Source organism: Cupriavidus sp. DF5525, from assembly GCF_040149425.2.
Classification (GTDB): Bacteria; Pseudomonadota; Gammaproteobacteria; order Burkholderiales; family Burkholderiaceae; genus Cupriavidus; species Cupriavidus pickettii_A.
This window is the reverse complement of the sequence record NZ_CP168265.1, coordinates 2173643-2185010: the sequence shown is the minus strand read 5'-3', so window position 1 is coordinate 2185010 and position 11368 is coordinate 2173643. Positions and strand designations below refer to the sequence as shown.

Genomic DNA, 11368 nt, shown 5'->3' with positions numbered 1-11368 from the left:
GCCAACCATCCCCTATTTGAGGAAGAACATGACTCGACAACCACTTCGTACGCTGTGCCTGACCCTGCTGCTGACCGCTGCGACCACACCGGCGCTGGCCGATGACCTGAAGAACGCTGCGGGAGGCGGTCTGGGCGGTGCCGCGGGCGCGGCCCTCGGTGGCGCACTGGGCGGCAGCACGGGTGCCGTGGTCGGCGGTGCGGTGGGCGGCGGTGCGGGCGGCGCGGTGACTGCCAACAAGAAGGAACGAACCGGCGCCATCGTGGGTGGCGCGCTGGGCGGTGGCGCCGGCGCGGCGGCCGGCAATGCCCTGGGCGGCCGAACCGGCGGCATCGTCGGTGCCGCGGCCGGCGGTGCAGCGGGTTCGGCGCTGGGCGGCAATGTGTCGCGCAACAACTATGCCGATGACCACAAGAACGGCAATCGCGGCAAGCACAAGGGCCACAAGAAGCATCGTCACGACGACTGAGCGAGGCGACGCGCGATGGCGCCCGTCATTTGGGCATCTGTCCCATCGCGCTCTTGACCGCGTTGCGCGGCGGATTCCGGACGGCCGCCGCCGCTGCCGGGCGGCCATCGCCATTGGAGCCGAAAACGACAATGATGGCCCTGGGCCGGCGATGCCTTTAAAACATGGATCGGCGCTTAGCGAATGTCGTATCCGCCAGCGACGACATCAGTACCTCCAGAACAGGAAGCGCCGATGCTGTTGCGCAGGGACCTTGCGAGGAGCCCGGGTCTCAGGGCTGAACCGCGCATCCGGATCGATCACTCGCGCGCGCAGCGCCATATCGTAGAACGCGCCCACCATCGGCAGGGCGCTATGCGCGCCCTGCCCCCAGTAGTTGCCGAGCGTCACACGTCCATCGTCAAAACCCACCCACGCGCCCGCGACCAGTTGCGGATGCATCAGGATGAACCAGCCATCCGCGTTGTCCTGCGTGGTGCCCGTCTTGCCGGCCACGTCGGCGCGAATCCCGAAGCGCGTCCGGATGCCTGCACCGGTGCCCCGGATAACGACGTCGCGCATCACATCGACGAGCGTTTGCGCGGCGTCGGCGGGCAGTGCCTGTTCCGGCGATGCGCTCGCAAATTCGGCGAGCACCTTGCCGTCGTGATCCTCGATGCGAGTGACCATGCGCGGTTCGACATAGGCACCGCGGTTCGCGATCGTGCTGTACGCTGATACCATTTCCTTGAGCGTGACCGGGCTCGTGCCGAGCGCGAGCGACGGCACCGCTTCGAGGGTACTGTCGCGCACGCCCATCGCGCGCGCGAGCCGTGCGACCTTCTCGGGGCGTTCCTTTTGCATGAGCTGAGCGGTGACGCGGTTGCGCGAATACACTAGCGCGTCGCGCAGCGTCATCGGTCGGTCGGTGGGCGGCGCCGCGTCGGTAGGCCGCCAGATCGCCTGGCCGGTCAGTGGAATGGCGACGTTCCGGTCTACGATCGTATCGCTCGGCCGCGCGCCGTCCGCGAACGCCGCCCCGTAGACGAACGGCTTGAATGTCGAGCCCGGCTGACGCCGGGCCTGCTGCACGTGATCGAACGGTGCGTCACCGAAATCGCGACTACCGACCCATGCCTTGATATCGCCGTTGCGCGGATCGATCGCGACAAAACCCGCCTGGACCTGAGTCTTGCTCCGGCAGAGTGCGCGGACGAAAGCTGGGTTCGTGCCGAGCTTCCTGAGGGCCGCCCGATCCGATTGACCAGCATCGCGTGCTGCACGATAGTCAGGCGTTTGCCGGATGAATGTCTGGAACAGGTCGTTGCCCGGCCAACAGCCAGTGCGTTCGTTCCATGCCCCGTTCGCGATCCATTGCAACTGGCTCGCCTGCCAGTCCATCGCCTGCACCGCCATTGTCTGCAGACGGTAATCTATGGTTGTGCGCACGACAAGCCCGTCGGCATAGATGTTGTAGCCGTTGCGCTCGGCCCATGCGATCAGCCACTTGCGCAGTTGCGCGGAAAAATGCGGCGCCGCGCTTCGTGGTGTGCTCTGCAACGCGAAATCGACGTTGAGCGGTTGTCGCCTCAACCAGGTGTAGGCATCGGGCTTGAGCTTCCCGTACTTGTTCATCTGCCCGAGCACTGTGTTTCGCCGCTGCAATGCGCGCTCGGGATTGAGCACAGGGTTGTAGGTGCTGTTGGCCTTCAGCATGCCAACGAGTGTCGCGCTTTCGAGAATGTCGAGCTGATGGGCCGATTTGCCGAAGTAGGTGCGTGCGGCCATTTCCACGCCGTAGGCGTTGTACAGGAACGGCACATTGTTCAGGTACGTCTCAAGGATCTGATCCTTGCTGTACACGGCTTCGATCTTGAGCGCCGTGATCGCTTCCCTGAGTTTGCGCGCGAGGGTCGGCGCGCGGCCGATTTCGTCGGGATACAGGTTGCGCGCGAGCTGCTGCGTGATCGTCGAACCACCCTGTCGGTCGCCGGAGAACGTTTGCAACGCGGCCGACGCGATACGCAGCCAGTCGATGCCGTAATGCTCGTAAAAGCGGCGATCTTCGGTTGCGACCAGTGCATCCACCATGTACGGCGAGATCTGCCCGAGCGACACCCACTCGCGATTAACCGGTTTGAATTCGTCGAGCACCCTGCCGTCGGCCGACACGATCAGCGCGGGCCGATCGATGCGGGCTTTGCGGATGTCGCCGATGCCAGGCGTAAAGGGCACGAGCGCAAGCACGTACAGCAGAAACAGCGCCGGCAATGCGGCGAGCGTCAGCATGATGCCGCGTCGCGTCGGGTGGCGAAGGCGGTGGAGCGCGCCATTGAAGACGCGTCTGGCTATCGTGATGCTGGCAGCGGCCAGCGGTTGGATGCGGATGAGCCACCGCGCGCAATACTCACGAAACAACGATACATAGCGGCGATTCACGGTGGCGGGACGCTTGGCGGAAAGAGCGGGATCGTATCAAAGCGGAAGGACGCTTCTTTTGCCAAAGCAGGGCTGCGGCGCGCGGCATTAACAATCGATTACATTTGTTTCGTACGGGCAACGTTCGCTGCCTGCGGCAATCGCGTCCTTCCCCCCTGCCCGCCTTTGCGCCGCCTGCGCCACAACACACTGTCATTTCAACCGGTCCGAGAAAATTTTCATCACGGGGGCTCGGCTTTCCGTCTAGAACAGGCTGAGAACCGATAAAAAGCGGCGGCACGGCGCTGCCTCCGGAGGATTCCGCCATGGCTTCGATCACGATCAACGGCATCGCCATCGACACGTCCGCGCCGCGCGCCGCGCTGGCCGCTGTCTCACTGGACAACGCGGACGCCGGCGCCACGAACTACATCATCGTGGTGCCGGCCGCTCCGCTCGATGCCAGGCAGAAGCAGCAGCTCGCTCGCGCGGGCGCCAGCATCCTGGAGGCCGTGCCCGGCGGCGGGCTGGTGTGCTACTACCCCAAGACGAGCCTGGCCAAGGTGCGGGCGCTGCCGTTCGTGGACTGGGCCGATCAGTATCCGCAGGTGGTCAAGCTGTCGCCGTCGCTGCGGCGCCTGGCGCCCCAGCCCGGCGGCGTGGCCGTCGCGGCGGCCGCGCTGGTGCAGCCGCCGGAGCTGGACAGCTCCCGCGTGACCGTGGACGTGGTGCTGCACCGGAACGCCAGGCCGGCGCAGGCGGCCAAGGACGTCGCCGCAGCGGCGCACGTGGAGCCCGCGGACGTCATTGCCACGGGGCAGAAGCTGCGCCTGACCCTGAAACGCCGCCGCCTCGCCGACGTGGCCGCGCTCGATGCCGTGCGCCATATCGAGGAGGTCTTCTCCCGCCGCCTGGCCAACAACGTTGCCCGCACCATCCTGCGCGCCCCGGCGGCGGCCGAGCGCAACGCCCTGCGCGGCGACGGTGAAGTCGTCGCGGTGGCCGATACCGGCTTCGACAAAGGCTCGACCACCGACGTGCATCCCGCATTCAAGGGCCGCGTCAAGGCGCTCTACGCCCTGGGCCGTCCGGGCCGCAAGGACGACCCCGACGGCCACGGCACGCATGTCGCCGGCTCGGTACTGGGCGACGGCGTGTCCGTCACCGATGGCGCCGTCTGCGGCGCCGCGCCCGGCGCCAGGCTGGTGCTGCAATCGGTGCTGGATCGCAACGCCGGCCTTGGCGGTTTGCCCGACAACCTGAATGACCTGTTCGGGCCGCCCTACAAGACCCACAAGGCGCGCGTGCATTCCAACTCGTGGTGCAGCCTGGGCAACTTCGGCGCCTATGACCAGCAGGCGCAGGAGGTGGATGAATTCGTCTACCGCCACCGCGACATGCTGATCTGCTTTGCTGCCGGCAATGCCGGCAAGGACCGCGACGCCAACGGGCAGGTCGATCCCTCCTCGCTGCCGCCACCGGGCACCGCCAAGAACTGCCTGACCATCGGCGCCAGCGAGAGCCTGCGCCCGACCATGAGGATGACGTACGGCAGGGGCTGGCCGGCGGATTTCCGCGCCAGCCCGATCCGCTCAGACCGGCTCGCCAGCAATCCCGACGGGATGGTGGCCTTCAGCAGCCGCGGCCCCACGCTCGACCTGCGCCTGAAGCCGGACCTGGTGGCACCTGGCACCTACATCCTGTCCGCGCGCTCGCGCGCGACGCGCTCCGAAGGCTGGGGCCTGTCGGGCGATCCACTCTACATGTTCGACGGCGGCACCAGCATGGCCACGCCGCTGGTGGCCGGCTGCGTCGCCGTCACGCGGCAGTTCCTGCGCGTGCACCACCAGCTGCGCAAGCCCAGCGCTGCCCTGCTCAAAGCGCTGCTGATCAACGGCGCCCGCCAGCTGGCGGGCCAGTACACACCGTCCGAGGCCGGCGTGGTGCCGAACAACGCCCAGGGCTTCGGCCGCGTGGACCTGCAGGCCGTTGTCGGTCCCTACGCCGAGAACGAAACGCTGCAGTTCTTCGATGAAGACGCCCGCCTCGATACCGGCGAGCGCGAGGAGTACCTGGTCGCGATCCCGACCGATGCGCGCCGGTTGAAGGTTACGCTGGTGTGGACCGACCCGCCCGGCGAAGGGCTGCAGAGCGACCTGGACCTGATCGTCAAGGCCGGCACGCGTGAATGGCACGGCAACATGACGCGCGGCGCGGCCGGGTTCGATCGCGTCAACAACGTCGAGCAGGTGGACTGGAACCAGATCCCGGCGGGCACCGCAACCGTTGCCGTGGTGGCGCACTCGGTGGCGCTGGATCCGCAGAGCTACGCACTGGTGATCCGTGTCGGCGGCTAAGGCCGGCACGGGGCAGGTCAGTTCGCCGCGATGATCGCCCAGCAGGCCAGTGCGCTGTTCATGCTAGTCCAGTAGCCGAAACCCTGGTAGTAGTAGACCGCCCACATCGCCTGCAGGCTTTGCCTGGCAGGCTTGCTGCGCAGCCTGCCGTTGATCTGCGGGTCGGAACAATTGCGCACCACCAGCCAGCGCGGCGTGGACTTGCCCGCGGCGGCGCGTTCCTCCACCACCAGCCCCAGCACCGCGTCGCCCATTTCCACGGCGGAGCCGATCTCTTCAAGGTGGTTGAGCGAGGTGCCGAACTCAAAGAAGTCGGTGGTCAGGATCGGGTGGAACGCGGGCATGTCGCGCCCGTCCAGCTTGATATCGGGATTGTTCTCGCGGATCGGCCTGGGGATGTTGTGCAGCGGCGCGTAGTTGACGGTAGGCGGCAGGAACTCGGGCTCGGCCAGCTCATGCCTGAACGCGCCCATCAGCGCCAACGCCTTGGCGAAGTGCTTGGTCTTGACGGTCCATTCCGACTTGTAGGTCTTGTCGTTGAACGGGCTGTCGCGAAACTCCCGCTTGCAGCGGAACTTGGCGCCGCGCGTGACCACCACGTCGCCAAGGTCGTGCTCGGCAAAGACCGCGCCCGCCGTGCCGGTGGTGATGATCAGCTTGGCCCGCGTCTCGTCCAGGATCTGGTGGAACAGGTCCCTCACCGGCAGCGATGCCTTGTGCGCGCTGCCCGCCGGCGGCCTGGTGATGCCATCCTGGTTCAGGTGCAGCTCCGACTTCATGCACAGCACCTTCTTCGTACCGATCCGCACCGGGAAATAGCTGGCCAGCCGCATCACGCCGCGCGCCGGGGCGCCGGCACGGATCTTCGGCAGGTACTGGTCGAAGTTGCGGGCATAGCGATACCAGTGGTCGCGCGAGAACCCCGGCGTCATGACATCGCACAACGCCATGGTCTCGTCCACGGTCCAGGTGATGACCACCACGTCGGCACGCGGCAGCGCAGCGTCCAGCGCGGGCATGGGATCGATCGGCACCGGTATCGGCCGCAGCGTGGCCGGGAACGCAATGGTGGGGTGCGCCGCCAGCCCGGGCGCCGCGGCAAGCGTGGTCGCCACGGTGGGATGGTTGTCGAAATCGGCTTCGGTCATGCCGGACGACAGCAGCTGGCGCGCCAGCGACTTGCGGAAATCCAGTGCCTCGCTCATGGTCCCCCCTTTGCGCGCCGCGCGCTTCTTTGCGTACCTAGCCTAGTTCGCTGCAGGTCAGACATCAACCACATGTCATTGAAGGGCCGGGATTCATGTACTAGAGTTCTTGCGATGTGGGAGGAGGGCCGACCATGCCGTCAGTCGGGAAATCCGTACCGCGCATCGACGGCCACGCCAAGGTGACCGGGCTGGCGAAGTATGCCGCCGATGCCGCCCCCGCCGATGCGGCGCATGCCGTCATCCGCGCCAGCACGATTGCGAAAGGGCGCGTCTTGTCCATCGACGACAGCGCGGCCCGCGCCGTGCCTGGCGTGCTCGACGTCATCACCGCCGCCGACTGCCGCCGCTTCCAGGTTCCTGACCCCTTCCCCGCCGCAGCCGGCCAGCGCCGCCTGCCGCTGCAGGACGACAAGGTCGCCCATCTCGGCCAGGCCATCGCCGTGGTCGTCGCCACCAGCCGCGAGGCCGCGGAGTTTGCCGCTGACAGTCTCACCGTGCGCTACGCGCCCAAGCCGGCCACGGTCATCCCCGCCGCGCAGCTTGTCGCGCGCCCCGCCGCCTCGCCGATGCATAACTTCCGCTGGGCCGCGGCAACGCCCGCCGCGGTCGCGCCCGCTGCAGCGGATGTGCTGGTCGACCAGACCTACGTCACGCCCTTCGAGCACCACAATCCGATGGAGCGCACCGCCGTCGTTGCCGCATGGCAGGGCGGCACGCTCACGCTGCACGACGGCTCGCAATGGATGCGCGGCGAGCAGGCGATGGTGGCCGCCTGCTTTGGCCTGCCCGTGGCGAAGGTGCGCGTGGTGTCGAAGTTCGTCGGCGGCTCGTTCGGCGCCAAGCGGCTGACCTGGCCGCACGTGCTGCTGGCGGCCGTGGCCGCGCAGCGGGTCGGCAGGCCGGTGGTGCTGGCGCTCACGCGCGCGCAGATGTTCTCGATGGTCGGCCACCGTCCGCACACCGAGCAGCAGCTGACGCTGCGCGCCAGCAGCGACGGCACGCTCAAGGCGCTGACGCACAGTGCCAAGACCACAACCTCGATGAACGACAATTTCTTCGAGCCGGCCACCTCGCGCACGCGCATGATCTATGCCTGCCCGTCGGGGCAGGTCAGCCGCTCGCTGGTGCGGCTCGACCTGCCCACGCCCACCACCATGCGCGCGCCCGGCGAAGCCACCGGCTTCTTTGCGCTGGAAAGCGCGATGGACGAGCTGGCCGTGGCGCTCGGCATGGACCCGGTCGCGCTGCGGCTCAAGAACTTCGCCACCACCGACCCGGTCTCGGGCGTGGCATGGACCTCGAACAGCCTGCGCAAGTGCTACGAGCGGGCCAGCCAGAAATTCGGCTGGGCCGCGCGCCAGCCCGTGCCCGGTTCGATGCGCGACGCGCAGGGCCAGCGCATCGGCTGGGGCATGGCCAGCGCGGCGTATCCCGTCAACCGCTCGCCCGCTTCCGCCAGCGTATCGATGGACGCCACCGGCATGCTGACCGTCAGGAGCGGCACGCACGAGATGGGCGGCGGCATTTGCACCGCACTGGCCCAGATCGCCACGGACGCCGTGGGCACCGACCTGGACCACGTCAAGGTCGAGATCGGCGACACCGCCCTGCCCCGCACCACCGTGTCGGGCGGCTCGCGCACGCTCGCCAGCGTCGGCTCCGCGGTGCTGGCGGCCAGCCGCGACCTGCGTGGCAAGCTGCTCGCCGCTGCCGCCGCGCAGCCGGACACCGCGCTCACGGGCAAGCCGGTCGACGCGATGGCCACCGGCGGCGGCCGCGTCTTCCTCACGGCATCGCCTGCACAGGGTGTCGGCTTCGACGCCATCGTGGCCGCCGGCGGCGCTGCGCTCGACGCCAGTGCCAACGCCGCCCCGCCAACCACGGCGCCGGGGCCGATGCTGTCCTTCGGCGCGCATTTCGTTGAGGTGGTGGTCGATACGGACGTGCCCGTCCCGCGCGTGAGCCGCGTGGTCAGCGCCTTTGGCGTCGGGCAGGTCGTGAACCCGTTGCTGGTGCGCAGCCAGCTCGCCGGCGGCATCGTCGGCGGCATCGGCATGGCGCTGCTGGAAGAGTCGGTCTCCGATCCGGTGGCGGGCGGTTTCGTCAACGCCAGCCTGCTGTCGTACCTGGTGCCGACCTGTGCCGACGTGCCGGCCATCGACGTGATCCTGGTGAAAGAGGTTGACGACAAGGCCAACCCGCTCGGCAGCAAAGGCGTGGGCGAGCTGGGCATCGTCGGCATTGCCGCCGCCATCGCCAACGCTGTGTACCACGCCACCGGCGTGCGCGTGCGCCGGCTGCCGATCCAGCTCGACACCCTGCTGCCCTGACGAAGCCGAGCATGCCGACTACCGCCATCCACCTGACCGTCAACGGCACCGCCCGCGACCTGACCGTCGACACCCGCGCCACGCTGGCCGATACCCTGCGCGACGCGCTCGGCCTGACCGGCACCAAGGTCGGCTGCAACCGGGGCGAGTGCGGCAGCTGCACGGTCCACGTCGACGGCCGGCGCGTGCTCGGCTGCATGATGCTGGCCGTGATGGCGCACGGCCACGCCGTGCGCACCATCGAGGACCTGGCGCCCTCAGCCAGGAAGCTGCACGCCCTGCAGCGCGCCTTTCTCGATCACGACGCCCTGCAGTGCGGCTACTGCACCGCCGGCCAGGTGATGTCCGCGCTGGCCTGCGTGGCCGAGGGCCATGCCGGATCGGCGGACGAGGTGCGCGCCTGGATGAGCGGCAACCTGTGCCGCTGCGGCGCCTATCCCAACATTGTCGAAGCGGTGCTCGACTACGCCCGCGACCATCCGGGCGGAGGTGGCTGACATGCGCGAATTCGCCTTCGTGCGCGCCACCAGCGTCGCCGACGCCCTCACTGCCATCGGCAGCGCCGACACGATGTGCATCGCCGGCGGCGTCGAATTGCTCAACCTGATGCGCGAAGGCATCTGCGCGCCCGGCACGCTGGTTGACCTCAGCGGCATCGCCGAACTGAGCCAGGTGTCGATGACCGGCACGGCACTGGTCATCGGCGCCCTGGCGCGCATCAGCGACGTAGCCGCCGACGCCGATGTCGTGCGCGAATTCCCGGCCATCGCCCAGGCACTCGAACAGATCGGCTCTGCGCAGATCCGCAACGCCGGCACCGTGGGCGGCAACCTGCTGCAGCGCACCCGCTGCGCCTACTTCCGCAACGGCACCATCGACGTCCCCTGCAACAAGCGCACACCCGGCTCCGGCTGCGCCGCGCTGCTGGCCGGCGCCACGCGTGCCTTCGCGCTGTTCGGCCGCAGCAGCCGCTGCATCGCCACCCATCCGTCCGACCTGGCGGTCGCGCTGGCCGCGCTGGACGCACAGATCGTGGTGCGCGGCCCCGGCGGCGAGCGCGTGCTGGCGGCGCAGGATTTCCTGCGCACGCCCGGCACCACGCCCCAGCGCGACCACAACATGAAGGCGAATGAATTGCTGGTGCGGATCATCGTGCCGCGCGGCGCGCTGGCGCGCCACAGCGTTTACCTGAAGGTGCGCGACCGCGCCGCCTACCAGTCAGCGCTGGTGTCCGTGGCGGCGGCGGTGACGCTGCAAGGCAAGACCATCAAGCGCGCCGCCATCGCGCTGGGCGGCGTGGCCCACCGGCCGTGGCGGCTGGCGTCGGTGGAGGCTGCCATCCAGGGCAAGCGTCATGACAAGCCTGAGTTCCCTGAGGCGCTGGTGGCCGCCATGCTGGCGATCCCGCCGAAAAGCGCGGACGCGGCCAAGCGCGCGATTGCCATGCGGGCGGTGGAGCGCGCGTTGCGGGAGGCGGCGGCGTTGTGACCTGCGCGCCTGCGCGGTCGTCTGGAAAACCCGGGGTGAATTCCCCGGAAACACCCCCTACTATGCTACTGGTTGCAATCACACCCACAGCGCTGCGCGCGCAAAGGAGACAGTGCATGGACCGGCGCAAGTTCCTCACCGCAGTCAGCGCATCGGCCGCAGCGGCCATCGCGCCGCAGGCATGGGCACAAGAATGGCCCGGCCGCCCGATCCGCCTGGTGGTTGCCTATCCGCCCGGCGGCGGCACCGATGTGGTGGCGCGGCTGTTCGCCGACTACCTGGGCCGCGCCAGCGGCCAATCCGTCGTGGTCGAGAACAAGCCCGGCGGCGCCACGGTGCCGGCCACCCAGGATGTCATTCGCGCCAAGCCTGACGGGCATACGCTGCTGGTCACGCTGGGCTCGTCGGCCACGTCCGGCGCGCATATCAACCGCGTGCCGTACGACCCGATCAACGACCTCACCGCACTGGCCGAGATCGGCCGCGCGCCGGTCCTGATGGCTGCCAACAAGGATGCGCCCTACTCCACCCTGAAGGAACTGATCGCCTATTCCAAGGCCAATCCGGGCAAGCCGATCCATTCGGCCTCCTACGGGCCGGGCACGTCGTCGCACTTCGGGCCGCTGCTGTTCAACCGCCTGGCCGGCACCAACCTCGAACCGGTGCTGTACAAGGGGTCCGCACCGGCCACGCAGGACCTCGTGGGCGGCGTGGTGCCGCTGATGATCGATGGCCTGACCACCGGCGTGCCGCTCTACCAGTCGGGCAAGACCAAAGTGCTCGCCACCACGATTCCGGAGCGGTCAGACCTCGCCCCCAATGCCCCCACGTTCCGCGAACTCGGCTTTGCCGAGATGGAACAACTCAGCGGCTATTTTGCGCTGTTCGGCCCCAAGGGCATGCCCAAGGCGACCACCGACGCCGTGTCGGCGGCGGTGCAGAAAGTGCTGGTTGATCCCGCCTATCACAAGCGCCTGGCCGGCGTGGGCGTGCTGCCGCCGAAGGCGATCACACCGGACGCCTTTGCGTCGCAGGTCAAGAGCGACTATGTGCGCTGGGGGCAGTTCATCAAGGATATCGGGTACAAGATCGACGGGTAGTACTGGCGCGGCGGCATGA

At 68.3% G+C, this 11368-nt stretch carries 8 protein-coding genes; 6 read left to right on the top strand and 2 right to left on the bottom strand.

Annotated features, from left to right (window positions below; all coding sequences use genetic code 11):
• Positions 1-28 precede the first annotated feature (28 nt).
• Positions 29-469: a hypothetical protein gene (locus ABNX08_RS10230; RefSeq protein ID WP_022535115.1), complete on the top strand. Its 441-nt coding sequence runs from the start codon at positions 29-31 to the stop codon at positions 467-469.
• A 207-nt stretch (positions 470-676) separates the two neighbouring features.
• Here the strand turns inward: ABNX08_RS10230 and ABNX08_RS10225 are convergent, their stop codons facing one another.
• Entirely contained in the window at positions 677-2887 is a 2211-nt protein-coding gene (locus ABNX08_RS10225) for a penicillin-binding protein 1A (protein WP_022535113.1), read from the bottom strand.
• Positions 2888-3192: 305 nt separating this feature from the next.
• Here ABNX08_RS10225 and ABNX08_RS10220 point away from each other — a divergent pair, with 305 nt between their 5' ends.
• Positions 3193-5223, top strand: coding sequence for a S8 family serine peptidase (locus ABNX08_RS10220; RefSeq protein ID WP_022535112.1), 2031 nt, complete (start codon positions 3193-3195; stop codon positions 5221-5223).
• A 17-nt stretch (positions 5224-5240) separates the two neighbouring features.
• On the opposite strand, the gene ABNX08_RS10215 is transcribed toward ABNX08_RS10220, so the two are convergent.
• Complete coding sequence (locus tag ABNX08_RS10215; RefSeq protein ID WP_022535111.1) at positions 5241-6428, bottom strand: hypothetical protein; 1188 nt, start codon at positions 6426-6428, stop codon at positions 5241-5243.
• Positions 6429-6562: 134 nt separating this feature from the next.
• Between ABNX08_RS10215 and ABNX08_RS10210 the strand changes: the two genes are divergently transcribed.
• The 4 genes from ABNX08_RS10210 (at position 6563) to ABNX08_RS10195 (ending at position 11349) form a co-directional block, all read left to right on the top strand.
• A complete protein-coding gene (locus ABNX08_RS10210; protein WP_349607224.1) occupies positions 6563-8761 on the top strand; it encodes a xanthine dehydrogenase family protein molybdopterin-binding subunit in 2199 nt (732 codons plus the stop codon).
• 11 nt (positions 8762-8772) lie between these two features.
• Complete coding sequence (locus ABNX08_RS10205; RefSeq protein ID WP_022535109.1) at positions 8773-9258, top strand: (2Fe-2S)-binding protein; 486 nt, start codon at positions 8773-8775, stop codon at positions 9256-9258.
• 1 nt (position 9259) lies between these two features.
• The gene (locus ABNX08_RS10200) at positions 9260-10249 is read left to right on the top strand and encodes a xanthine dehydrogenase family protein subunit M (protein WP_022535108.1); all 990 of its coding nucleotides are present in this window, start codon (positions 9260-9262) and stop codon (positions 10247-10249) included.
• A gap of 116 nt (positions 10250-10365) precedes the next feature.
• A complete protein-coding gene (locus tag ABNX08_RS10195) occupies positions 10366-11349 on the top strand; it encodes a tripartite tricarboxylate transporter substrate binding protein (protein WP_022535107.1) in 984 nt (327 codons plus the stop codon).
• The last annotated feature ends 19 nt before the right edge of the window (positions 11350-11368 follow it).

Coding starts and splice junctions, on each gene's coding strand:
- ABNX08_RS10200 (WP_022535108.1), top strand. CDS start 9,260: ATGCGCGAATTCGCCTTCGTGCGCGCCACCAGCGTCGCCGACGCCCTC.
- ABNX08_RS10230 (WP_022535115.1), top strand. CDS start 29: ATGACTCGACAACCACTTCGTACGCTGTGCCTGACCCTGCTGCTGACC.
- ABNX08_RS10215 (WP_022535111.1), bottom strand. CDS start 6,428: ATGAGCGAGGCACTGGATTTCCGCAAGTCGCTGGCGCGCCAGCTGCTG.
- ABNX08_RS10220 (WP_022535112.1), top strand. CDS start 3,193: ATGGCTTCGATCACGATCAACGGCATCGCCATCGACACGTCCGCGCCG.
- ABNX08_RS10195 (WP_022535107.1), top strand. CDS start 10,366: ATGGACCGGCGCAAGTTCCTCACCGCAGTCAGCGCATCGGCCGCAGCG.
- ABNX08_RS10210 (WP_349607224.1), top strand. CDS start 6,563: ATGCCGTCAGTCGGGAAATCCGTACCGCGCATCGACGGCCACGCCAAG.
- ABNX08_RS10205 (WP_022535109.1), top strand. CDS start 8,773: ATGCCGACTACCGCCATCCACCTGACCGTCAACGGCACCGCCCGCGAC.